The organism is Burkholderia mycopellens (assembly GCF_964265025.1).
Lineage (GTDB): Bacteria > Pseudomonadota > Gammaproteobacteria > Burkholderiales > Burkholderiaceae > Burkholderia.
Map to the genome: position 1 here is coordinate 2,756,601 of NZ_OZ183803.1, position 23,493 is coordinate 2,780,093.

Below are 23,493 nucleotides of genomic sequence, written 5' to 3' on the forward strand. Positions count from 1 at the left end.
CCACGTCAGGACGGTCTATGACATACAATCCGTTCTTGTTGATCGATCGTCCGAATCTCGATATGTCCGAGCCCCTGCTTCCGCCCATCCCCGATGCGCACGACCTCGTCAGCGAGCTGCTGCTGGGGATGCGCCTGAGCGGCGTCCAGTACCGTCGCATCCAGGTCGCGCGGCCGTTCGGGCTGAACTTCGGCCATGTGACGGGCCGCGCGCAGTTCCATTTCGTCGGGCGCGGGCCCGTGCTGCTGCGCGACGCGTCGGGCGACACGATGCGGCTCGAGGCCGGCGACGCGATCCTGCTGCCGCGTGGCGGCATGCATGCGCTCGTGTCCGACCCCGATGCGCCGTGCCGCGAGATCAACGGCTTCGAGGTCGCGAAGATCTGCGATACGGTGGCGTCGGTGGCGCCGGCCGGCGTGTCGCCCGCCCGTTGCGCGACGACCGAGCCGGGCGCCGGCGATGCGCTGATCTTCAGCGCGTGCATGGAGCTCGATCTCGGCGGCATGCAGCCGCTCGTCGGCACGATGCCCGAGTTCATGCACGTCGGCACGCTGCTCGCGCGCTACCCGGAAATCCGCCCGATGCTCGATGCGATGGAGCGCGAGGCGTGCTCGGCGCGTGCGGGCTTCGCGGGCATCCTCGCGCGGCTCGCGGACGTGGTCGCGGCCTTCATCGTGCGCGGCTGGGTCGAGTGCGGATGCGGTGATGCAACGGGCTGGGTGCAGGCGCTGCGCGAGCCGAAGCTCGGCCGCGCGATCGTCGCGCTGCACCGCGACCCGGGCCGCAACTGGAGCGTGGCGGAACTCGCGACCGAAGCCGGCGTGTCACGTTCGGTGTTCGCCGAACGCTTTCTCGCGGCCACCGGGATGACGCCGGTGCGCTACCTGACCGAGCTGAGGATGCGGCTCGCCGCGCAATGGATCACGCGCGACCACGAAACGATCGAGGCCGTCGCGTACCGGCTCGGCTACGGCTCGCTCGCCGCGTTCAGCCGTGCATTCAAGCGCGTGGTGGGCAAGCCGCCGGGCGCCGTGCGCGCGGACGGCGAGGTGCGTGTCGAAGCGTAATGCGTGATGCCTGACGCTTGACGTGCGACGCTGACCGGGGCCGCTACGCGTTGCTTCGTTCCGAAGTCGCACATTCGCCGGCGGTGCTCAAGTCGCCACCGCGCGTGACGTCCTTCCGCTTTCAGCCGCTGCGCGCGTCGAGCTTGTCGACCAGCGCCGTCGCGCATTGCACGGCGAGCGCAGCGCACTGCTCTGCATCCACAGGCGCGCCGTTCGCGACGGTGCCCTGCACGATCCGGCCCAGCAAATCCTTCGAGAGATCGGCGATCTCGTAGTCCCGTTCCGTCATGATGTCCTCCTGTGTGTCGGCCGATGGCGGCGACGCGCCCACTGCCCGTTCAACGCCCCTTCGCCCGCACGACGATCTGCGCCTGCGTGTCGCGTTCGATGCGTTCGAGCGACGCGCGCAGCGCCGTGAATTCGTCCGCCGTGCACACCTGACGGCCAAAATTCGCCGTCATCCGCCGCGTGACCTGCACGACGCGCGCGGCCGCGTCGAATACGTAATGCGACGTGAAGTCGACAAAGCGGTCGTGCACGGCCGTATCGGCCGGCAGGTCGGTCACCGCGACGCCGGCCGGCAGCGCAATCTGGCCGGTCTCGTCGAACGTGCCGCCGATGCAGCCCCACGGCTGCGTGCGCACGGGCTCGGCGAGCCAGTTCTCGACCTGCGTCGCGATGCCGCCCGTCAGGCTCGACAGCGCGGGCAACGCGGTCGTGCCGTCAGGCCACACGAAATGATCGAGCGTGCCCGACATCGTCACGTCGAACGGCCCGCCGGTGACGCGCCGGTCACTGGTCGACAGTTGCGCGCGGCCGCGCAAGCCGCTTTGCCGCAAGCGGTCGTTCGCGAGCTGCGCGATGACGTCGGGTGTCGCGCGGCGAAACAGGTTGCGTTCGAGTTCGGCCGTCCAGCCGTCGTCCTCGACGTACGCGTGAAAATGCGTGGCGTCCGGCCCGGCCGCATCGATCCCGACCCGCGCGATACGGCCGCGCGGCTGCGTGGCCGGGGTGCGCGACAGCACGCCCGTGTCGACCAGCAGCGCGGGACGATCCATCACGATCGGCGGCAGATAGCCGAATGCGATGCCGGCCGTCGTCGTGTCCGCAAAGAGCGCGAGATCGGGCAGCCACGTGATCGCGTGATTGATCGCACCGCCGCCGTAGCCGGGCACCGACGGCAGCGTGTAGACGGACCCGAGATTGAGCAGCACCGGTTCGCTGCGAATGCCGACCGCCGCGAGCAGCGCGCCGAACAGCGCGACATGATCCTTGCAGTCGCCGTAGCGGTTGCGCAGGATGTCCGTCACGCGATGCGGTGCGGCAGCCGTTTCGCCGAGAAACAACCCGACGTAACGGATGTTCGCCTGCACCCAGTCGTACAGGATGCGCGCCTTGTCGCGCGGATCGGCGACACCCGCGGTGAGCGTGCGCGCCAACTGCGCAACGACCGGATCGTCCGCACCCGGATCGACGGCCGCGTTGCGGTAGCGCGCGGCGAACGCCGCATAGTCGGGCAGTGTCGACACGACGAGCCGGTCGCCGTAGGTCGCGTAGCCGACCGCGCCGTTCTCGATGCGGTCGTACGGGCCGTGCCGGTAGTCGAATTCGTAGCGCGTGCGGCCGTTCGCGGTGACCGGCGGCAGCGCGACGTAGCCGCGCGCATCCGCATACAGCGGCATGTCGGCCGGCACGTCGAAGATCAGCCGCTGGCTGTCGACCGGCTCGCGCGACGGCGCCACGGTATAGCCGAAGTAGCCGCGGTTGACCGGCTTCGTGCGGGTCTTGCGGAACGCCACGCGCGTGCTCGACCCGGCTTCGACGCCGGGAAACACGACGGTGCGCAGCAGCCCGTCCTGGAATGTCGGCGCGCCGGCCGAGCGCGGCTCCTGCACGTCGCGGATGCCGTCCGCACCGACCGGATGCGCGACGCCGTCGCGGTCGATCGTCTCGGCCGCGAGCAGATCCACCTTCTCGAGATTCTTGTCGAACCACACGTAGCGCTGCGCGATTGCATCGATACCGTTCGCGTCGTTCGCGCGCAGCGTCGAATCGTCGTGCTCGTCGAGCGAGCCGTCGTGCTGGATCACGAATTCGTGAACATCGCTGACGACCGTGACGGGCGCGTCGTCGGCAACGTCGTTCGCCCCACCCGCCGCCGGGCCCGTGCCCGGCGGCGTGCCGACGGCGTTCGACGCGCCGAACGCGGCAGCGCACGCCAGCACCCAGCCGGCCAGGCCGACAGAAAAGCGCACCACATCGCACCTCGTCGCGGTTCACGGAAAGCGCGGTCGTGCAACGGACAGAATCAACTGCGCGACCCGCGTGTCGGCCAGTGTGGGCGACGCATACGCACGCGTCAAGCCGGTGCACGCCGACCTACAATGAGACATGAAAGCGTCGTCGCATGCGGCCGCCGGCATTCGCTCGATTGCCGAACGCCGCAGAAGGATCGTCCGCCCGCGACCGGGAGGCACCATGGAAAACGGGATCGTGGAAGTCGTCGTGCTGCTGGCGTTTGTCGCGCTCGCCGTGCTGTTCGTCGTCAAGCGCCCGGGGCGCGACCGGCTGAGGGCCAAATTCCATCACCCGCCGCTGCGGCGGCCTCACCGCCCGCATCGGCATCATCAGCCCTGACGGCTGCTCCCGGCAGTCGCCCACGCGCTTGCCGCGCCACATCCATGCGAGCGCGTACGCGCCGCACCGTTACCCGACGTTCATCGGCAACAGCACCATCTGCTTGCCCTCGACGTGCAGGCGCGCCTGCAACTCGACGGGCGTCTGGTTGTGCAGCCAGGCCGTGAGGAAATTCACGCGCCGGAAGATCAGCTTGCTCGCGAAGCACACGGCGTTCGGGTACTCGTCGAGCGTCGACGACGCGAGGTTCATGAATTCGACCAGGGGATTCGTGCCGAACGCGATCCAGTAATCGGCCGCGATGCCGTTGCGGCGGCAGTGCGCGACATAGTAGTCGAGCGCTTCGGTGATCGAGTGACGCAGCCGTTCGAGATGCTCGTGCCCGTCGTACGCCTTCGCGTCGACCTCGCCGACCGCGAGGAAGATCACGTTGCGGAAGTGGCCGGGAAACAGCCGGTTGACCCACAACAGCGCGTGCATGCTCGCGCCGCGATGCTTGCCGACCAGCAGCACGGCCGTCGGCTGCGACGGATCGGGCTTGCCCGGCGCGGTAGCCTCGTCGACTTCGGGCGGGTTGCCGGCGAACAGCGCATCTTCCTTCGCGAGCTGCGCGCGCGTGTATGCGTAGTGGCGGTTGATCATGAAGCACAGTGCGATCACCGCGCTCGTCACGAGCACCGTGAGCCAGCCGCCCGCCGTGAACTTCTCGATCAGCGTGATGACGAGCACGGTCGCCGTCACGCTCAGCCCGAGCGCCGACAGGAAGAAATGCTTGAACCAGCCCTGCTCGCTGCGATGGCGCCACCAGTAAGTGCACAGCCCGAGCAGCGACAGGCTGAACGTGAGGAACACGTTGATGCTGTACAGCACGACGAGCACGTCGACGCTGCCGTGCGTCCACAACAGGATCAGCAGGCTCGACAGCCCGACGACGATGATCCCGTTCTGCCGCACGAGGCGCCCCGACAGGTCGCGGAAATGGCGCGGCACCCACGAATCCGACGCCATGTTCGACAGCACGGCCGGGCCGTCGAGGAAGCCCGTCTGCGCGCCGACCATCAGCAGCCCGGCCTCGAACGCGAGCACGGCCGCGAGCAATGCATGCCGCGCGAACGCGGAGCCGAGCCCGAGATGGTCGATCACGCTGCCGAACACGACCGCGTTGAGCGTCTGGCCTTCGACCGGCCGCGCGTGCCACAGCATGTACAGCAGGATGATGCCGCCGGCCGTGAACGCGAGCGACGTCGACATGTACCACATCGTCACCTTGCCGTTCGGCACGCGCGGATCGGCGAGCATGTTCACGTTGTTCGACACGGCCTCGAGGCCCGTGTAGGTACCGCCGCCGAGCGAGAACGCGCGCATCAGCAGCGCAAGCACCACGAATACGCCGAGCGACTGCGACATCCCGTGCGCCTCGTGCACGGCATCGGGCACGATCATCGCGAGGTTGCTGCCGTGCACGGCGACGCCATAGACGATCAGCGCGAAGTGCAGGATCACGAAGCCGACGAAGATCGGCAGCAGCACCATGATCGATTCGCGCATCCCGCGGAAGTTGAGCCCCGTCATCAGCAGGATCAGCACGATCTCGGTCGTGAGCTTGAACGCCTGCGCGCTCACCGGCAGCAGGCTGAAGAATGCGTCGACGCCGCTCGCGAGCGACGTCGCGACGGTCAGCACGTAGTCGACCAGCAGCGCCGCACCCGACACGAGCCCCGGCTTCGAACCGAGCAGCGACGTCGCGACGCGATACCCGCCGCCGCCGGTCGGGAACAGCTCGATCACCTGGTTGTAGCCGAGCGCGATGATGAACACGGTCGCCGACGTCGCGAGCGCGAGGAACAGGGCGAGCGGCGTATGGTGCGCCAGCGCGAGGAACGCTTCTTCCGGGCCGTAGCACGACGACGACAGCCCGTCGGCGCCGAGCCCGACCCAAGCCAGCAGCGGCGTCACGGCGATCGCATGCCGCGTGCGCGGGTCGAGCGGGTCGAGTGGCTTTCCGACCAGCAACTGCCACACTTTCTGGAATGTGGTCACGACTCCTCCGGAACGCACGACGCATCGGCGACATTGTTCTAAAAGTAAATGAGTTCCGGGACGACTTCCAGTCGGCGTATTCCATAGGGCGGCGTCGCGTACCACCGGCTTTCTTTCAAATCTCCGACATATTGCAAACAGTCACGCTACACCCACGCATGCCGGACATGACGGTGCGGCTGCGACACGCTCGTGTCGCGCGCGGCGGCGGCGCGGCCGATCGACATGCGACAGCACGCGCATGCACGCCGTTGCGAGTGCTCATCCGGTCCATGCTCGACGGCAACGCACGGCATCGCGCACCGCCCCTGTGGTCTGTGCATCGCGTCAGCCGGCCTCGCCCAACGCGCGAGCGAGCAGGTGCGACACGCCGACGAAGGCCGGATGCGGCGCGGTGATCACGAAGGTTGGAATCCTCGCGAGATAGCCGGCAAAGCGGCCCTTCGCCTCGAAGCGGGCACGAAACGGCGACGCATCGAACCATGCCCCGAGGCGCGGCACGACGCCCCCGCCGATATGGATGCCGCCGGTCGCGCCGAGGGTCAGCGCCAGATTGCCCGCGAACGTGCCGAGCATCCCGCAGAAGCAATCGAGGGTCGCCATGCAGCGTGCGTCGCCGGCGAGCGCACGTACGATGATGGCCGCCGTATCGGCCGCGTCGGCCTCGGGTGGGTCGCAGCCGTCGCGCGCGGCGAGCGCCGCGTGAATCACCGCGATGCCGGGGCCCGCGACCAGCCGCTCGAACGACACGTGCGGCCAGCGTGCCCGCGCGTAGTGCAGCACGTCGGCCTCGCGTGCGTCGGCGGGCGCGAACGACACATGCCCGCCCTCGCCGGACAGCGGCACCCATGCGTCGCCCGCGCGCACGAGCGCCGAAACGCCCAGCCCCGTGCCGGCGCCGAGCACGCCGATCGTACCCGCGGGCGACGCGTGCCCGCCGCCGACCTGCCGCCGCTGCCCCGCGGACAGATGCGGCACGGCCATCGCCAGTGCCGAGAAGTCGTTGAAGACGTGCAGCGTGTCGAATCCGAGCGCGCGGCGCGTCGCATCGATCGAGAAGCGCCAGTCATGATTGGTCATGCTGACGATGTCGCCGTCCACGGGATTGGCGATCGCGATCGCCGCGTGCCGCACCCGCACGCCGCCCGCGTCGTGCAGGAACGCGCGCACCGCGTCGTCCACGCCGGCATGGGCGCTGCATCGATAGACGCGCACGTCGCCGATCCCGCCGAGCGCGGTCTCCAGCGCGAAGCGCGCGTGCGTGCCGCCGATGTCCGCCAGCAAGCGGGGTTCGCCGGCACGCGTGCCGCACGGCGCGACCGGATGACCGCTCAGGGTCGCTTCGTTCATCGTATCTCCCGGATTGTCATCGTGTGTCGATCGCAACGGTCATGGCACATCCGCGCCGCGCGCCGCGTGCAGCAGTTCGAACCATTGTTCGCGTTCGAGCGTCACGCGCGTCGCCGCCACGGCTTCGCGCAGCGCCGCGATCCGGCTCGACCCGACGATCGGCAGCGGCCGGCACGGCAATGCGAGCAGCCACGCGAACAGCACCGTCGTCGCGGACACGCCGAGCGCGTCGCCGATCCGCGCCGCAGTCGCGCGCACGCGTGTCGCGGCGGGCGATGCCTCCGTCAACAGGCGTCCGCCCGCGAGCGGCGACCACAGCATCGGCGGACAGCGCCAGCGCTGCGCCTGATCGAACGTGCCGTCGTCGAGCGGCGCGAGATGCAACAGCGAGCATTCGACCTGGTTCGTCGCGAGCGACGAACCGTGCGCCGCCATCCGGTCCTGCAGCAACTCGGCCTGTGCCGGCGTAAAGTTCGATATCCCGAATGCCCTCACCTTTCCGTCACGCCGGAGCGCATCAAGCGTCGCGGCGACTTCGTCGGCATCCATCAGCGGATCGGGACGATGCAGCAGCAGCAGGTCGAGCCGGTCGGTGCGCAGCGCGCGCAGCGACTGCTCGACCGACGCGATCACATGCGCGGCCCGCGTGTCGTAGTGCTTGATCCCGTGCGCGGGCCGGCGCGCGGACACGAGCCGGATCCCGCACTTCGTGACGATCTGCATCCGCTCGCGCAGGTGCGGCGCATCGGCCAGCACGTCGCCGAACAGGCCCTCGGCCGTGTAGTCGCCGTAGATGTCCGCATGGTCGAAGCTCGTCACGCCGAGTTCCAGCGCCGCCTCGATCAGCGCACGGCGCTCGCGGGCCGACAGCGCCCAGTCGCCGATCCGCCACATCCCGAACACGATGCGCGAGAACGGCGCGGCATCGGCACCCATCGATATCGTCGTACAGCGTTCCGTCATCGTGCTCACCACCACCATTCGACCTGCGCGCCGACCGTCGAACCCGTGCGCGACGTACCGAAGATGCCCGTCGTCGACAGCGGATCGCCAGGCGCCGCCGCATCCTGCGCGGCCTGGTTCCAGCGCGCATACGTGTAGAACACGCGGAATTCGGGCCGCGACCAGAACGAGCGGTCCATCGCGAGCGTCAGCGCGACGCTCGCCTTCAGCAGCGTGCGCGTCGGGCCGCCGGACGGCGTCACGCGATCGTGCCCGAGGTCGCCCTGCAGCTTGATGTGCTGCGTGAACGCATACACCGGCCGCACACCCATCGATATCCAGGTCTGCGACCCGCCCGACGGCGCGATGTCGCGCTGGTAGATGCCGACCACCTGGCCGCTGAAGTCGCGCGTCGCCTGCCAGTCGAACGCATCGAGCACGCGCAGGCTCTTGTAGCGGTTGTCGTTGGTCAGCGTTCCCGTGTAGCCGAGGCCCGTGCCCGGACCGACGCCGTACTGGAACGCAAGCTTGTTCTTGCCGCCGAGCAGGTTGGTCTGCACGTGCTGAACCGTGAACGACCAGCCACCGTGCGCGTCCTGCAGCATGCCGCTCGAATTCGGCACCGGCGCGCGGGCCGGAATGTACGACAGCCCGAACTGCAGCTCGCCGCCCGGATTCGGATGCACGCCCGACAACTGGAGGTCGTGCCGCGTAGCGTAGTTGGGCTGGTCGATATAGTCCTCGCGGAACAGCGCATAGCTGAGCTTCAGGCCGCCGCCGATCGGCACGTTCTCGATGCCTGCGCCGAGGCCGCTCGGATTCCAGTAATAGAAGTCGTTCATGTGGACGTCATTGCGCCGGTAGTAGATGCGCCCGAACCAGATGCGCATGTCGTCGAGCCCCGGAAAGTTCGTGAGCTGCACGTACGATTGCGGCAGGCGGATGCGCCCGTGATCGCCGTTGAAGGTCGGCGTGCGATCGAGATCGTTGACGAGGCTCGCCATGCCGACCGCCGACAGCTGCATGCCGTTCGAGAACTTGTACAGCGTCTGGTCGATCTCCAGTTCGCTGTAGACCTGGCATTCGTTGCCGAGCCGGTACTTGCTCTGTGCGCCCGGCAACTGGAAGCAGGCCTGCGAGTGACTGTCGCTGGTCCCGACGCCGGCCCGCAGATAGCCGTGAAACTGCGTCCACGGCGTCAACTGGTTCCAGGCCGACGACGGCGTCGGCGTGGCCACGTTGGCGGGGCTCGTGTCGGCCGGCACGACGCCGGTTGCCTGCGACAAGCCGCCCGCCGCGCCGTCCGCGGCGACCGTCGTTGCCGGATCCGGCGCCGCATGCAGCGCGGCCGACACGACGGCCAGCGAGAAGGCGGCGGCGAGCCGCGTGAGCCTGAGCGGGGTGCGTGCGGGGCCGCGCGCGGCGTGGCCTGCTTCGTCGATCATGAACGTGTCTCCAAACGTTGTCAGTGCGCCGCGTGCGATGCGCGGCGTCATCGAATAGCTGTGTGTGCTGCGTCGTCCGTCATGTTGCTGTCGGGCCGGCGCGGTGGACGATCCGCGCGCCGGCCCCGTACGAAGTCAGCCGGCGACGTCAACCGGCGACGTCGAGGTGCAGCACCGGCGGCGCATCGACGGCCGCCGGCCCGGGCGCGTGAATGCGAATCGGCTCGCCCGCGGCCGCGCTCGCATAGATCGCGTCGAGAATTTCCATCACGATCAGCCCTTCCTCACCAGGCGCCGGATGCGGGACGTCGCACAGGATCGCTTCCGCGTAGTCGTACATCGCGGAATGCGCGCCTTCCGCGGGCGGATTCAGGCGCATGTCGAACTGCGCGCCGTTCTGCTCGATGAATACGTGCGCGTCGAACGTGTAGCCCTCGTTCAGGTTCTTCTGCAGCAGCCCGGCACGCGTGCCGAGCAGGCGCGTCTCCATCAACTCCGCTTCCTGGATGTTGGTTGCCCACGACGCCTCGAGCGCGAGCGTCGCGCCGTTGTCGAAGCGGATCAGCGCAGCCGCGAGATCCTCGACGTCGAACGTCTTGCCCGCGCGCGCCGCGAGCTCGCGCGCGATCGGATCGTAAGTGCTTCCCATCACCCACACGGGTTTCGGATAGCCCATCAGCCACAGCGCGAGATCGAGGCGATGCACGCCGAGATCGATCAGCGGCCCGCCGCCCGCCAGCGCCTTCGTGCCGAACCAGCCGCCGAATCCGGGCATCCCGCGCCGACGATGCCAGACCGTCCGCCCGAAATAGAAATCGCCGAACAGGCCGCTATCGACCTGCGCCTTCAGCGCGCGCGACTGCGCGCTGAAGCGGTACGAGAAATTGATCATCAGCCGCTTGCCTGCGCGCTGCGCGGCGATCAGCATCTCGCGGCCCTCGTCCGCGTTCAGCGCCATCGGCTTCTCGCACAGCACGTGGCATCCCGCATCGAACGCGGCGAGCGTCAACTCGCGATGGAACTTGTTCGGCGTGCAGACGCTGACGACATCCAGCTTCTCCGCTGCGAACATCGCATCGGCCGATGCGTAGCGTGCGTCGATGCCCAACGCGTCGCCGACCTTCGCGAGCCGCTTCGCGTCGGGGTCGGCAATCGCGACCACGTCGACGTCCGGATGCTCGCGCCAGCCTTCGATATGCTTGCGGCCGATCCCCAGCCCGATCACGCCCACGCGCAGGCGGCGGCCGCGGGCAATCGCCGCGGCTTCCGGCAGCTCCACCTTGTAGTCGTCGTTCATGCGAGGTCTCCCGCGGTTTGTTGGATACCGACATGCGCGAACTGCCCGCTCTTCTCGCTGAGCGTTTCGAGCGGCGGCGAGTTCGGGCAGCGGTCGGCGAGATTCACGCGCGGCGCGGCCCACTGCACCGCGTTCGCGATCACGCGTTGCACGTTGCGGTCGTGATAGGTCGGGTACGCTTCGTGCCCGGGGCGGAAATAGAAGATCCGGCCGTGACCGCGCTCCCAGCAGCAGCCCGAACGGAATACTTCGCCGCCTTCGAACCACGAGATGAACACGGTGCTGTCCGGCTGCGGGATATCGAAACGCTCGCCGTACATCTCCTCGTGCTGCAGCTCAAAATACTCGCCGAGCCCGGCCGCGATCGGATGCGACGGCTCGACGACCCACAGCCGTTCCTTCTCGGCGGCCTCGCGCCACTTCAGCGAACAGTGCGTGCCGAGCAGGCGGCGGAAGATCTTCGAGAAGTGCCCGGAATGCAGCACGATCAGGCCCATTCCCTCGAGCACCCGACGCTGCACGCGCTCGACGACTTCGTCGGACACCTTCGCATGCGCCTTGTGCCCCCACCAGATCAGCACGTCGCATGCGGCGAGCCGCGCCTCGTCGAGCCCGTGCTCCGGCTGATCGAGCGTCGCGACGCCGATCTCGAGCGGCAGCGCGCCGTGCCCGAGCGCCGGCGTTTCCGCAAGCGCACTGGCGATCACCTGGTGCAGTCCGTCGGGATAGATCGCGCGCACGCCGGCGTTTTCGCGTTCGTGCTCGAATTCGTTCCAGACGATCACCGAAAGTTTCTTGTTTTGCATAACTATCCTTTTTGCATGAATGGGCGCCGATTCGACAGCGGCCGCGCGCCATGGCCGCCTGAAAGCCGTGAACGGATTGCGTGCGTCGTGCTCAGGCCGTCGCGCGCGCCGCGGTGGCGGCCTCGCTCGGCATGCGCACGGCCGCGCAACCGTCCGGGTGAAACAGGTGCAGCGCGCCGGCCGGCACGTCGACGCGGATGCGCTCGCCGATCCGCGCGCCGGGGGCGTCGGTCTTCGCGACGATCGGCTGCGCGGCAAGCGGTGTATCGAGGTAGAGATAGGTGTGCTCGCCCATTTGCTCGACGTGCGCGACTTCTCCCGTCACGTCGCCGGCCCCGACCCGCACATGCTCGGGGCGAATGCCCAGCGTCACTTCGCCGCCTCGCGCGAGGCCGTCGCCCGACACGCTCGCGCCGAGCGCGTGGCCGCCGGTCAGCACGCGCACGTCGCGGGCGCCCGCCGACACGACCGTCGCCGGCAGGAAGTTCATCGCCGGCGAACCGATGAAGCCGGCGACGAACTGGCTCGCCGGGCGGTGATAGAGGTCGAGCGGCGTGCCGACCTGTGCGACGCTCACGACGCCGGCCCGCCCTTCGAGCGGGCGCAGCAGAACGATCTTGTCCGCGAGCGTCATCGCCTCGACCTGGTCGTGCGTCACGTAGATCATGCTGGTGTCGTCGAGGCTGCGATGCAGCTTCGCGATCTCGACGCGCGTCTTCACGCGAAGCGCGGCATCGAGGTTCGACAACGGCTCGTCGAACAGGAAGACCTTCGGCTTGCGCACGATCGCACGGCCGATCGCGACACGCTGCCGCTGGCCGCCGGACAGCGCGCCGGGCTTGCGCCCCAGCAATTCGTCGAGGCGCAGCGACGCGGACGCATGCCGCACCCGCCGGTCGACCTCGTGTTTCGGCAAGCCCAGGTGCCGCAGTCCGAACGCCATGTTTTCATAGACCGACATGTGCGGATACAGCGCGTAGCTCTGGAACACCATCGCAATATCGCGGCGCGCAGGCGCCAACGCATTGACACAGTGCCCGTCGATCCATACGTCGCCGGCGGTTTGCTCGTCGAGTCCGGCAATGATCCGCAGCAACGTCGATTTTCCGCAGCCGGACGGGCCGATGAACACGCAGAACTCGCCGGGCTCGACCGTCAGGTTCACGTCATGGAGGATCGGGGTTGCACCGAACTGTTTGTGAAGACCGCTCAATTTGATCTGGCTCATGCTTTCGCTCCTGTTTGACGACGGCGGGGGTCACCCGCTCACCCCTTGACCGCGCCGGCCGTCAGCCCGGATACGATCTGACGCTGGCAGACCATCACCAGCAGCACGAGCGGCACCGTGACGATCACCGACGCGGCCATGATCGTTCCCCACGGCAGCTCGAAACTGCTCGCCCCGGAGATCATCGTGATCGCGACCGGGACCGTCCGCTGCCCGGACGAGATCGTGAAGGTCAGCGCGAACAGGAACTCGTTCCAGGCCGACACGAACGCGAGCAGCGACGTCGCGGCAAGCGCGGGCCGCAGCAGCGGCATGAAGATCCTGAAGATCAGCGTGAACACGCCCACGCCGTCGACCAGCGCGGCCTCCTCCAGCTCGCGCGGCAACTCGCGCATGAACGTGACGAGGATCCAGATCGTGAACGGCAGCGTGAAGATCAGGTCCGACAGCACGAGCGCGCCGAGGCGGTCGTACAGGCCGAGTGCGCGGATCAGCTCGAACAGCCCGGACAGGATCGCGACCTGCGGAAACATCGACACGCCGAGGATGCACATCATCAACACGCCGCGCCCGCGAAACGACACGCGGCCGAGCGCGTACGCAGCCAGTACCGACACCGCGAGCGACAGCGCCACCGCGCCGCCGGCGACCCAAGCCGAATTCAGCAGGTACGCGCCGAACGGCTGGTCGCGGAACAACTGCCGGTAGTTGTCGAGCGACGGGCTCGCCGGGAACAGCGACGTGTCGAACAGCGCGTCGCCATGCTTGACGGACGTGCCGATCATGTAGACGAGCGGGAACAGTGCGACCGTCAGCACGAGCGCCGACAGCACCGCGTATACCGCCGTCTCGAGCGGATGCTTCTTCATGTCAGACCTCCTGGATCCGGCGCCGGCTGACGGCCATGTAGCCGACGGTGAACAGCACGATCGTCGCGAACAGCAGCATCGCCGACGCCGACCCGAAGCCCACCTGCTGGAAATCGATCAGTTGTTCACGCACGTACACCGACATGCTTTTCGTGATGCGGCTGTTCGACGTCATCACGTAGATCAGGTCGAACACGCGTAGTGCGTCGAGCGAGCGGAAGATCATCGCGACCAGCACGCCGGGCAGGATCAGCGGCAGCGTCACCGACCGGAACACCCGCCAGCGCGGCACGCCATCGACACGCGCCGCCTCGTAGCAGTCGCGCGGCACCGTCTGCAGCGCGGCGAGCATCAGCAGCGCCATGAACGGCGTGGTCTTCCACACGTCGACGAACACGATGGTCGGAAACACGAGGCGCGCATCGGCGGTGAACGCGAGCGGTTCATGAATCGCGCCGATCGCCATCAGCATTGCATTGACGATCCCGAACTGGTCGTTGAGCATCCAGCTCCAGATCTTCGCGGAAACGACGGTCGGGATCGCCCACGGCACCAGCACGGCCGCGCGCAGCAGCGTACGCAACCGCGACGGCACGTCGAGCAGCAGCGCCACGCCCAGCCCCGCGGCCGTCTCGAGCAGCACCGAGACGACCGCGAACAGCACCGTGTTGCCCACCGCTTGCCACCACGACGGATCGCGCAGGACGCCCGCCGCGCCGATGTAGTTGTCGAGGCCGACGAACCGTCGCTGTGTCAGGTCGGACAGCTGCGCGTCGGTCAGGCTGAACCACGCGGTGCGCAACAGCGGCCAGCCGGCGATCGCCACCAGCATCAGCATCGCCGGCGCGACCAGCAGCCACGCCTGGCGGCGGCGCGCCCTCGCCAGCCCGGTTCCCGTTCGCGCCGGGCTCCCGACTAACAAAGGAGTCCTGTCTATCCGGATGCTTGCAGTTCTCATGGAAAGTCTCCCGTCAGGGCCGGCGCCGTCGGGCGGCCGGCCGGGTCGATCGGTCGTGAGGCGCCGCGCTCAGCGCCAGTTGCCGGCCGGCGCGAGCCGGTTGAGCGACGAGGCGAGCCTCGCGAGCGCGCTCGCCGCGGTGTCGCTGCCCGCGAGCACGTCGTGCGCGGCATTCCAGAACTGGTTGCTGACCTGGTTGTACCGGGCCCCGGTAACCGTCGACGGCCGCGCGACCGCGCTGTTGAAGGTCAGCAGCAGGTCGGCCATGAACGGGTTGGCCTGGAGGACGTCCTTGTCATGGTAGAGCGCGGGCATCGTCGGATTGAACGACGCCTGCACCGCGCGCATTTTCTGCACTTCCGCGCTCGACAGGTACATCACGAGATCGGCGGCGAGCTTCGGGTTCGGCGAGTAGCGCGACACCGCGAGCTGCCAGCCGCCGAGTGCGGCGGCCTGGCGGCCGTCGGCGCCGCCCTTCGGCAGCGGTGCGATGCCGACCTTGCCTTTCATCGGACTGCCTGCGCGGTTCGCGATCGCCCATGCGTACGGCCAGTTGCGCATGAACACCGCATTGCCGGCCTGGAACACGCCGCGCGACTCTTCCTCGCCGTAGTTCAGCACCGCCTTCGGGCTGATCGTGCCGACCCATTTCGCCGCCTGGTCGAGTGCCTTGACCGCGCCCGGGTTGTCGATCGTGACGCGCCCCTTGTCGTCGATCACCGTGCCGCCGTTGTGGCTGGCGACCCACTCGAGCGCATCGCAGGTGAGCCCTTCGTACGCACGCCCCTGCCACACGTAGCCCCACACCTTCTCATTGCCGGCTGCACGCTCGCTCGCCTGGATCCTGCGCGCGGTCGCATCGAGTTCGTCCCACGTCGCGGGCACCTTCGCCCGGTACTTGTCGAGCAGGTCCTTGCGGTAGTAGAGCAAGCCCGTGTCGATGAACCACGGCATCGCGACCAGTTTGCCGTTCACGGTATCGTTCGCGACGACGCTCGGAAACGACTGGCTTTCCTGACCCTTGCTGTAGGGCTTCAGGTCGACCAGATGGTTCGCGAGGATCCCCGGCCAGACCGTATCGATCTGCATCACGTCGATCTTGTCCGATCCGCTGCCAAGGAGCTGCTGGTAGAGCGCGAGCGTCTCGCTCGAGTTGTTTGGCATGCTGATGAACTCGACCTCGTTGCCGGTCTTCGCGGCCCATTGCTTCGCCGAGACCTGGCAGATGTCCTGGTCGACGCCTGCCGCGCCGCACGCAATCCTCAGCGTCGCCGCGCCGGCCGTCGCGGCCGTCGTCGCAAGCGCCATCGCCAGCAAGACCGACTTGATCTTCGTCATAGGGTGTCTCCGTCCGTTTTTCGATTTTTGCGCCGTGGCGTCGCGACCGCGTCGCCGGTGCCGTACCGCTATGAAACACCCGTCGCGTTAATCGAACATTTCGGAAACACGCGTTGCCATTAACAATCGAAACAATCGGCGCCGGGCATCAGCCCAGCAGCGCGACGAGCGCCGCCAGATCGAACGGCTTCTGCACGAACGGCAGGTCCGCCCGCCAGTCGGGATGCGACTGATGCATCTCGGGCGGCAGGCCCGAAGTCAGCGCCACGCGTTGGCCCGGCCAGCGTTCGGCGAGCCGCGCGGCGAACGCGATGCCGCTGCCGCTCGCGCCAAGCGAAATGTCCGACAGCACCAGTTCAACCGGACCATGCGCGGCCAGCCAGCGCAGCGCAGCGTCGCCGTCGGGCACCGCCTCGGCCCGCGCACCGAGCGCCGCGAACTGGCTGACCACCGTGTCGCGCACCTCGGCATCGTCGTCGACCACCAGCACGCGCGCGCCCCGGTGTGCCGGCGCAGGCCGGACGCGCCCGGCCGCGGGCCCGCCGCGCCGCGCCGCCGGCCCGCCGGTGGGCGGCCCGCTGTCCGGCAGCCGAAGCTCGACACGCGTGCCCCGGCCGACCTCGCTGTGAATCCGCAAATCGCCGCCGCTTTGCCGGACGAACCCGTACACGCTGCTGAGCCCGAGCCCGCTGCCTTCACCGGCGGCCTTGGTCGTGAAGAATGGCTCGATCACCTTGTCGAGCAGCACGGGCGCGATGCCGCACCCGGTATCCGTCACGCTCAGCACGATCGACGCCGGGCCGCCCGCCGCATCCTGCGCCGGCTCGCGATGCGCGGACAGCGTGAGCGTCCCGCCGTCCGGCATCGCCGCCGCGCTGTTGAGCGTCAGGTTGAGCACCGCGTTCTCGAGCTGACCGCGGTCGACGTTCACCCACAACGTGTCGACGGACGGCTCCAGCACGACGGTGACGCGCTGCCCAGCCGAATATTCGACCAGGTCGAGCATTTCCGCGAGCATCGCCCGTACCGACACGCGCTCGGCCTGCAGCGGCTGACGACGCGCGAACGCAAGCAGCCGCCGCGTGAGCCGCGACGCTCGCTCGGCCGCGCGGCGCGCACGTTCGGCCATCGTCTGCGTGTCGTGTTGCCCGTCGAGCCGCGGCAACAACAATTCGAGGTTGCCGAGAATCGCGACGAGAAAATTGTTGAAATCGTGCGCGACCCCACCCGTCAACTGGCCGAGCACGTCCATCTTCTGCGCCTGGCGCAGTTCGGCCTCGACCGCGCGGCGGCTCGTCAGGTCGCGGCATACCGATACCCATCCGCCGTCCGGCAACGGCTGACAGTGGAATTCGAGCGTCCGCCGGTCGCTCAGGTGCAGCTCGGCGGACGCGGCGACGCGCACGCCGTCCGACGTATGCGTCGCGGTCTCGGACGATACCTGGTGCCACCGGGCGGGCCGCGCCAGCGCGGCACGCAGGGCAACGAGCGGCAGGCCCGCCCGCAACGCGGACGCGTCGATGCCGAGCAGCTTCGCGAACGTCGGGTTCCACGCGACCAGGCTGCCTTGCGTGTCGTGCACGGAGACGCCGTCGTTCATCGAGTTGAGCACCGATTCCTGCAGGCGGCGCTGTGCTTCGAGCCCCTGGGTCAGTTGCTCCTTCTCGATCAGGTTGGTGCGAAACACCTCGAACGCGCGCGCCAGCTCGCCGATTTCGTCGGGCCGGTGCATCGACGGCATCCGGTCCGACGTGATGCCCTTCGCCAGGCGCGTCATCACGCGCGTCATCGCCTGCAGCTTGTGCAGGATGCGGCTCGCGTAGGCCACCCCGAGCAATGCCACCGCGACGCCCGCGACGGCCAGCAGCAGCAGGCCCGACTGGCTCGACACCGCGACCTTGCGCACCTTGTCGCTACGCTCGCTCGCGATCTGCCGCAAGCGCTCGACGTAGCGGGCGGACTTGCCGCTGAGGTGATCCGCGTGACCGCGCAACAGCGTGACGAGATAGCCCGTCTGCGCTTCGCTCGACAGAAACTCCCGACGCACCGCGAACACGCTGCGCGCGCCGCCGTCGAGGCGCTGCAGCGCCTCGGCAAGCGCCGGCTGGCTGCGCTCCTCGCCGCGTTCGCGCACCCGCAGCCACAACGCCTCGTTGTCGCTCTCCGCGCTGCCGAGCTCCGCCGCGTTCGCCGCCTGCAACGCGCCGGTCGTGCGCGCCCAGATTTCCAGCAGCGTCGGCGCTTGCCGCGCGATCACCCCTTTCTGGCGCGCGATACCGTCGCCGATGCTGTCGGTCGCGGCACGCAGGTCGCTCAGCTCCGCCTTGAGCTGCCGCTGCCGGCCCGATACGAGCAGCAGCCGCGCGAGATCCTGGTCGATCGCATCCAGATCGTCGATCACCGCGAGCCGGCCGCCCGCCTTCTCTGCCGTACCGGCCGGCTTGCCGAAACCCGGCGACAGTCGCCGGATGTCGCCGAGCAGGCCGCGCAGCAGTTCGGAATCGCTGTGCAGCAGGTCCGGCGAATCGGTCAGCATCATGCTCGGCGCAACCGCGGCCAGTTGCGCGACCTTGTCGGACAGCTCGAGCGCGCGCGCGATCTCCGGCACGACGTTCGCCTCGTATTCGTCGAGCGCGTTCTGATTCGCGCGCATGCCGAGCACGCCGACCACCACGACCGCCAGCGTGATGCCGAACAGCACCAGGAACGTCGCGATCAGCTTGGCCCGCACGCTCCACGGCGGCAACAGGGTAGGGGGCATGCGCATCGCGTCACACGCGCACGACCGGCACCGAGAACACATAACCGGCGCCGCGCTGCGTGCGGATATAGGTCGGGTGCTCGGGGTTCGGTTCGATCTTGCGGCGCAGGCGCAGGATCAGCACGTCGATCGTGCGATCGTAGACGTCGATGCCGAAGCCGCGCGTGCGCTCAAGCAACTGCTCGCGGGACCAGACGCGCGACGGCTGCTGCACCATCGCCGCCAGCAGCTCGAACTCGCCCTGCGTGAGCGCGCACGGATTGCCGCCGTGCGTCAGCGTCCGGGCGGCGAAATCGAGCGTCCAGCCGTCGAAGCAGAAGCGCGGGCCGCCGCCGTTCGGAGCGGGACGCGGCATCGACAGCTCGGTCGTGCGGCGAAGCTGCGCGCGCACGCGTGCGATCAGCTCGCGCCCGGACACCGGCTTCGTGATGAAATCGTCCGCCGCGGTTTCGAGGCCGAGCACGCGGTCCGTCTCGTCGCCCAGCCCGCTGATCATGATGATCGATACATCGGACCGGCGCCGCAGCTCGCGCGCGACCGTCAGGCCGTCCTCGCCGCGCAGCTTCAGGTCGAGGATGACGAGCGCGTGCGGCGCGGCGGCCAGTTGCTGCTGCATCACCGCGGCGCTGTCGGCCGTCGATACGTCGAACCCCGCCTCTTCCAGCACACCCCTCAACCAGGCGCGCACCTCCGGATCGTCGTCCAGCACCAGGACCCGATGTTTCTCTGACATGCGTGTTCTCCTCCATGCCGGCCGCGCTCGGAACGCGCGGCCGTGCCGGATGCGAATGTTGGCTGAAGCCGACCGACTCTGGCAAGTTCCGTCGGATGCGCGCCGGGGAGGAGAACCGCGACCCTGCGCGCGGAACGAGGCGCGCAGATATGAACGGGCGCGCGATTCTAACGCTGCAAAAAATTCACCGGATACCCGTCGGTACCGGTGAATACCCTGCACGGCGAGCGGTCGCGACGCGTGCCCCGCATTGCCAATTCACGGTTACGACTGCACGCGTCGCACGCAGCATTGCCGCGCCGTTCGCAGGTTTGCCGACACTCGGCATGCCCGCATTCCGTCGTCACGTCCGGAACGCCGCGATACCGGCCCGGCCGGCCTCCCCCCGCTCCCCGACCGCTCGCCCGAAACCGCCGCCCTGCCTGGGCCCGCGCGGCTTTCGGGTGACCCACTCCACAGATACGCCGAATGTGCGCGCGCAACAATGGCGATGCCTCGCGCCCGGCGCCCGTCAGGACACTCGCCTCCTGCACGGCACCGGGCGCGATGGTCTTCAAGAACCACATCTCACGAGGACATACCATGCAACTCCAATCCCATCCCGCGTGCCGCCCGTTTTACGAAGCCGGCGAACTCACGCAACTGACCGCCTTTTATGAAGAGGGACGTAATGTCATGTGGATGATGCTGCGATCGGAGCCGCGGCCGTGCTTCAACCAGCAACTCGTTACTGACATCATCCATCTCGCGCGCGTCGCACGCGACTCGGGCCTGCCGTTCGACTTCTGGGTGACGGGCTCGCTCGTCCCCGAGCTGTTCAACGTCGGCGGCGACCTGAGCTTTTTCGTCGACGCGATCCGCAGCGGCAAGCGCGACCTGTTGATGGCCTATGCGCGCTCGTGCATCGACGGCGTGTACGAGATCTACACGGGCTTCGGCACCGGGGCGATCTCGATCGCGATGGTCGAGGGCAGCGCGCTCGGCGGCGGTTTCGAGGCCGCGCTCGCGCATCACTACATGCTCGCGCAGAAGGGCGTGAAGCTCGGGTTTCCCGAGATCGCGTTCAACCTGTTCCCGGGCATGGGCGGCTATTCGCTCGTCGCGCGCAAGGCCGATCGGGGCATTGCGGAGCAACTGATCGCGACCGGCGAAGCGCACGCTGCCGAGTGGTACGAGGATCGCGGCCTGGTCGACCAGACGTTCGACGCGGGTGACGCGTACCTCGCGACGCGCACCTTCATCGACGTGATGAAGCCGAAGCTGAACGGCGTGCGCGCGATGCTGCGCGCGCGCGAGCGGGTGTTCCAGCTGACGCGCTCCGAGCTGATGGACATCACGGAAGCGTGGGTGCACGCGGCGTTCACGATCGAGCCGAAGGATCTCGCGTACATGGAACGCCTCGTGATGCTGCAGAACCGGCGCGTGTCGAAGCTGCGCACGGTGTAATGCGACGGGCGCCGCCGCTTGCCGGCGGCGCCTGTTCGTGAACGAAGCTCAGGCGATCAGCCTGAGCTTTCTCGTCTCCGCGAGCCACGCCTCGAACGCCTGTGCGGGCATCGGGCGGGCGTAGTAGTAGCCCTGCGCATGATCGACGTCGAGCTGCTTGAGGAATTCGGCTTCCGCATGCGTTTCGACGCCTTCGGCGACCACCGCGAAATTCAGCGCCTTCGCGAGCGACACGACCGAGCGCACCAGCGCCTGCGAGCGCGGATTGCGGTCGATGCCCGTGATGAAGCTGCGGTCGAGCTTGATCGCGTCGAGCGGCAGGCGCGACAGCTGCGACAGCGACGAATAGCCGGTGCCGAAATCGTCGAGATGGATCTGCGCGCCGAGCTGGCGGAACTGCCGCATCAGCCCGTTGGCCGCATCCTCGTCCTCGATGAAGCAGCTCTCGGTCAGCTCGATGTCGAGCAGGCCGGGCTTCAGCCCCGCGGCGTCGAGGATCGACGCCATCTGATGCACGATGTTCATGTCCTGCAACTGCCGCGCGGACACGTTCACCGCGATCCGGATGTCGAGCCCCTTCGCCTTCCATGCGGCAGCCTGCGCGGCCGCGGTACGCATCACCCAGCGCCCGAGCGGCGCGATCAGGCCCGACTCCTCCGCGAAGCGGATGAACTCGATCGGCGCGACGAGCCCGCGATCGGGCGACTGCCAGCGGATCAGCGCCTCGACACCGTGCACGTCGCCGGTCGCGATATCGACGACCGGCTGGTAGTGCAGCACGAACTGCTCTTCCTCGAGCGCCTTGCGCAGGTTCGTGTCGAGCCACATGTACTTCGCGACCTTCTGGTTCATCTCCAGCGAGAACACGCGGTACGTATGCTTGCCCTCTTCCTTCGCGACGTACATCGCGGTGTCCGCGCTGCGGATCAGCGTCTCGAGCGAATCGCCGTGCTGCGGATGCATCGCGATGCCGATCGAGCAGCTCGTGTAGACCTCCATCAGCCCGAGATGAATGGGCGTGCGCAGCCGTTCGAGAATGATCTGCGCGGTCGCTTCGAGCAGCGGCCGCGTGCCGTGCTCGAACAGCACGAGGAATTCGTCGCCGCCGAGCCGCGCGAGCGTCGCGCCGGACGGCAGGCAGCCGCTGATGATCGCCGACACGTCCTGCAGCAGCCGGTCGCCGGTGATGTGCCCGTAGTGATCGTTGACGCGCTTGAAGTTGTCGAGATCGAGGAACAGGATGCCGACCTGCCCGCGCGATGCGGCGGTCTCGGCCGCAATCGCCGCGTGGATGCGCTCGCTGATCGCATGGCGGTTCGGCAGCCCGGTGAGCACGTCGGTGTTCGCGAGTTCGATGAGCCGATGCTGCGCGTTGCGCTCCTCGGTGATGTCGATGCCCGAGCAGATCAGGAACTGCTCTTCGACGCCGCTGCCGCTCTGCACGAACTTGTTGCGGAACTGGAACAGGCGCGGCCCGTTGACCGTATTGATGTAGCGCTCGACCGCGAACGAGTGGTTGCTCGCGAAAAAGCCCGTGATGTTGCTGCGCGACTGCGCGCCCTGCTCGGGGCTCATGAACAGTTCGAACGCGCTGCGGCCGATCACGTCGACCTCGCGCTTGCCCGTCACTTCCTCGCACAGGCGGTTGAAGCGCTGCACCATCCCGTTGCGGTCGAGAATCACGACGAGCGAATTCACTTCGGACACGACCTGCTCGGCAAACGCGAGCCCGTGCGCGAGATCGGCCGCGACGGATTCGGTATCGGAATAGGCCGAGGCCGTGCCGGCCCAGTCGGTCGTGTCGACTTTCCGCCCGACGAGATGAAGGCTCACCGGTTCGCCGAACAGCGTGATGTCGAGCACGAGGTGCGACGTGACGCCGGTCAGCGCGCGGATGCGCGCGGCCTGTTCGCCCGTCAGCGCGACGGCGACGTTGGTCAGGCCGCGGACGGCCGCCAGTTCGAGGGCATTGCTGTCGCTGCCGAGACGCCAGCAGGGGCTGCGCGTACCTACATGCGCCTCGAGCACCGCGCTATCGTTTTCGTCATCCATGGAGACGCCCCGATCCAGAAAAAACGCACAGTGTAGACGGAGGCGACCCGGCCGGCCGCCCTTCCGGGGCGCGCGTCGCGCGTTCCCGGCAGGGCAACCGTGATTGCCGTGATGATGGGCCTCGTCCCGTACTTGTTTCCCGCTAATGCGACCCGGCGTTCGCGCGTGATGCGCGCAGGTGCTGCCAAAAGAATGATGAGAGCCATCTTATCAAATGACGATCAGGATTGGCACTCACATTTAGAGCAGAGTGTCAAGGAATTGGGACTCGATTGGCAAGCCGGATTTTTCATGATTGGCAGCCTGCCCGATCGCGGTTGCGGCGGTGCGGGACGGGGTCGGCGAATTGGGCTGATCGCCCCGCCGGGCGGGTGTTTGCGGCCGATTCCAGCAGCCGTGGGCAGCGCTGCGACAAGCCATCGGCGACAGGGTCTGATCGCGTCGCGGCGACCCGACTTTCCGTCGATTTTGATTCCTTTCGTGCGCTAATACGCAACTTTATTCCACAGTCCGTTGCAATGCCG

At 68.0% G+C, this 23,493-nt stretch carries 17 protein-coding genes and 1 pseudogene; 3 read left to right on the plus strand and 15 right to left on the minus strand.

Annotated elements, in window-relative coordinates:
• Window positions 1-17: 17 nt before the first annotated feature.
• Window positions 18-1,067, plus strand: a complete 1,050-nt coding sequence (locus ACPTTC_RS30530; protein ID WP_423395166.1) for an AraC family transcriptional regulator — start codon at window positions 18-20, stop codon at window positions 1,065-1,067.
• Between the two features lie 121 nt (window positions 1,068-1,188).
• Here ACPTTC_RS30530 and ACPTTC_RS30535 read toward each other — a convergent pair whose 3' ends face one another.
• The gene (locus tag ACPTTC_RS30535; protein ID WP_174378269.1) at window positions 1,189-1,356 is read right to left on the minus strand and encodes a hypothetical protein; all 168 of its coding nucleotides are present in this window, start codon (window positions 1,354-1,356) and stop codon (window positions 1,189-1,191) included.
• Window positions 1,357-1,405: 49 nt separating this feature from the next.
• Window positions 1,406-3,325: a DUF3857 domain-containing transglutaminase family protein gene (locus tag ACPTTC_RS30540; protein WP_423395167.1), complete on the minus strand. Its 1,920-nt coding sequence runs from the start codon at window positions 3,323-3,325 to the stop codon at window positions 1,406-1,408.
• A 133-nt stretch (window positions 3,326-3,458) separates the two neighbouring features.
• Here ACPTTC_RS30540 and ACPTTC_RS30545 point away from each other — a divergent pair, with 133 nt between their 5' ends.
• Window positions 3,459-3,704 (plus strand): hypothetical protein, encoded by a 246-nt coding sequence (locus tag ACPTTC_RS30545; protein ID WP_423395168.1) that lies wholly within the window; start codon window positions 3,459-3,461, stop codon window positions 3,702-3,704.
• Window positions 3,705-3,773: 69 nt separating this feature from the next.
• On the opposite strand, the gene ACPTTC_RS30550 is transcribed toward ACPTTC_RS30545, so the two are convergent.
• The 12 genes and pseudogenes from ACPTTC_RS30550 to ACPTTC_RS30605 form a co-directional block, all read right to left on the minus strand.
• Window positions 3,774-5,744 carry an APC family permease gene (locus ACPTTC_RS30550; protein WP_423395169.1) on the minus strand — a complete coding sequence of 657 codons (1,971 nt, stop codon included), beginning with the start codon at window positions 5,742-5,744 and terminating at the stop codon, window positions 3,774-3,776.
• Window positions 5,745-6,086: 342 nt separating this feature from the next.
• Window positions 6,087-7,094 (minus strand): annotated as a pseudogene (locus ACPTTC_RS30555) (glucokinase); the annotation flags it as partial.
• Between the two features lie 39 nt (window positions 7,095-7,133).
• A complete protein-coding gene (locus ACPTTC_RS30560) occupies window positions 7,134-8,057 on the minus strand; it encodes an aldo/keto reductase (RefSeq protein WP_423395170.1) in 924 nt (307 codons plus the stop codon).
• A 5-nt stretch (window positions 8,058-8,062) separates the two neighbouring features.
• Window positions 8,063-9,481, minus strand: coding sequence for a carbohydrate porin (locus ACPTTC_RS30565; protein WP_423395171.1), 1,419 nt, complete (start codon window positions 9,479-9,481; stop codon window positions 8,063-8,065).
• 148 nt (window positions 9,482-9,629) lie between these two features.
• The gene (locus ACPTTC_RS30570) at window positions 9,630-10,778 is read right to left on the minus strand and encodes a Gfo/Idh/MocA family protein (protein ID WP_423395172.1); all 1,149 of its coding nucleotides are present in this window, start codon (window positions 10,776-10,778) and stop codon (window positions 9,630-9,632) included.
• Complete coding sequence (locus ACPTTC_RS30575; protein ID WP_175954332.1) at window positions 10,775-11,584, minus strand: ThuA domain-containing protein; 810 nt, start codon at window positions 11,582-11,584, stop codon at window positions 10,775-10,777. The genes ACPTTC_RS30570 and ACPTTC_RS30575 overlap by 4 nt, the downstream gene beginning before the upstream one ends.
• A gap of 91 nt (window positions 11,585-11,675) precedes the next feature.
• Window positions 11,676-12,812: an ABC transporter ATP-binding protein gene (locus tag ACPTTC_RS30580; protein ID WP_423395173.1), complete on the minus strand. Its 1,137-nt coding sequence runs from the start codon at window positions 12,810-12,812 to the stop codon at window positions 11,676-11,678.
• A gap of 38 nt (window positions 12,813-12,850) precedes the next feature.
• Complete coding sequence (locus ACPTTC_RS30585) at window positions 12,851-13,681, minus strand: carbohydrate ABC transporter permease (RefSeq protein ID WP_226201189.1); 831 nt, start codon at window positions 13,679-13,681, stop codon at window positions 12,851-12,853.
• Window position 13,682: 1 nt separating this feature from the next.
• On the minus strand, window positions 13,683-14,519 hold the full coding sequence (locus ACPTTC_RS30590; protein WP_423395174.1) for a carbohydrate ABC transporter permease: 837 nt from the start codon (window positions 14,517-14,519) through the stop codon (window positions 13,683-13,685).
• 189 nt (window positions 14,520-14,708) lie between these two features.
• Window positions 14,709-15,977 (minus strand): ABC transporter substrate-binding protein, encoded by a 1,269-nt coding sequence (locus ACPTTC_RS30595; protein ID WP_423395175.1) that lies wholly within the window; start codon window positions 15,975-15,977, stop codon window positions 14,709-14,711.
• 148 nt (window positions 15,978-16,125) lie between these two features.
• On the minus strand, window positions 16,126-18,738 hold the full coding sequence (locus ACPTTC_RS30600; protein ID WP_423395176.1) for an ATP-binding protein: 2,613 nt from the start codon (window positions 18,736-18,738) through the stop codon (window positions 16,126-16,128).
• A gap of 10 nt (window positions 18,739-18,748) precedes the next feature.
• Window positions 18,749-19,471, minus strand: coding sequence for a winged helix-turn-helix domain-containing protein (locus ACPTTC_RS30605; protein WP_175954344.1), 723 nt, complete (start codon window positions 19,469-19,471; stop codon window positions 18,749-18,751).
• Between the two features lie 582 nt (window positions 19,472-20,053).
• Between ACPTTC_RS30605 and ACPTTC_RS30610 the strand changes: the two genes are divergently transcribed.
• A complete protein-coding gene (locus ACPTTC_RS30610) occupies window positions 20,054-20,917 on the plus strand; it encodes a crotonase/enoyl-CoA hydratase family protein (protein ID WP_423395177.1) in 864 nt (287 codons plus the stop codon).
• Between the two features lie 48 nt (window positions 20,918-20,965).
• Here the strand turns inward: ACPTTC_RS30610 and pdeR are convergent, their stop codons facing one another.
• Entirely contained in the window at window positions 20,966-22,969 is a 2,004-nt protein-coding gene (gene pdeR, locus ACPTTC_RS30615; RefSeq protein WP_423395178.1) for a cyclic di-GMP phosphodiesterase, read from the minus strand.
• Between the last annotated feature and the right edge of the window lie 524 nt (window positions 22,970-23,493).

What these genes read in the sequence shown, in the direction of transcription:
- ACPTTC_RS30530 (WP_423395166.1), top strand. Translation starts at nt 18, where the DNA reads ATGACATACAATCCGTTCTTGTTGATCGATCGTCCGAATCTCGATATG.
- ACPTTC_RS30535 (WP_174378269.1), bottom strand. Translation starts at nt 1,356, where the DNA reads ATGACGGAACGGGACTACGAGATCGCCGATCTCTCGAAGGATTTGCTG.
- ACPTTC_RS30545 (WP_423395168.1), top strand. Translation starts at nt 3,459, where the DNA reads ATGAAAGCGTCGTCGCATGCGGCCGCCGGCATTCGCTCGATTGCCGAA.
- ACPTTC_RS30560 (WP_423395170.1), bottom strand. Translation starts at nt 8,057, where the DNA reads ATGACGGAACGCTGTACGACGATATCGATGGGTGCCGATGCCGCGCCG.
- ACPTTC_RS30565 (WP_423395171.1), bottom strand. Translation starts at nt 9,481, where the DNA reads ATGATCGACGAAGCAGGCCACGCCGCGCGCGGCCCCGCACGCACCCCG.
- ACPTTC_RS30570 (WP_423395172.1), bottom strand. Translation starts at nt 10,778, where the DNA reads ATGAACGACGACTACAAGGTGGAGCTGCCGGAAGCCGCGGCGATTGCC.
- ACPTTC_RS30575 (WP_175954332.1), bottom strand. Translation starts at nt 11,584, where the DNA reads ATGCAAAACAAGAAACTTTCGGTGATCGTCTGGAACGAATTCGAGCAC.
- ACPTTC_RS30580 (WP_423395173.1), bottom strand. Translation starts at nt 12,812, where the DNA reads ATGAGCCAGATCAAATTGAGCGGTCTTCACAAACAGTTCGGTGCAACC.
- ACPTTC_RS30585 (WP_226201189.1), bottom strand. Translation starts at nt 13,681, where the DNA reads ATGAAGAAGCATCCGCTCGAGACGGCGGTATACGCGGTGCTGTCGGCG.
- ACPTTC_RS30590 (WP_423395174.1), bottom strand. Translation starts at nt 14,519, where the DNA reads ATGCTGATGCTGGTGGCGATCGCCGGCTGGCCGCTGTTGCGCACCGCG.
- ACPTTC_RS30595 (WP_423395175.1), bottom strand. Translation starts at nt 15,977, where the DNA reads ATGACGAAGATCAAGTCGGTCTTGCTGGCGATGGCGCTTGCGACGACG.
- ACPTTC_RS30600 (WP_423395176.1), bottom strand. Translation starts at nt 18,738, where the DNA reads ATGCCCCCTACCCTGTTGCCGCCGTGGAGCGTGCGGGCCAAGCTGATC.
- ACPTTC_RS30605 (WP_175954344.1), bottom strand. Translation starts at nt 19,471, where the DNA reads ATGTCAGAGAAACATCGGGTCCTGGTGCTGGACGACGATCCGGAGGTG.
- ACPTTC_RS30610 (WP_423395177.1), top strand. Translation starts at nt 20,054, where the DNA reads ATGCAACTCCAATCCCATCCCGCGTGCCGCCCGTTTTACGAAGCCGGC.
- pdeR (WP_423395178.1), bottom strand. Translation starts at nt 22,969, where the DNA reads ATGGATGACGAAAACGATAGCGCGGTGCTCGAGGCGCATGTAGGTACG.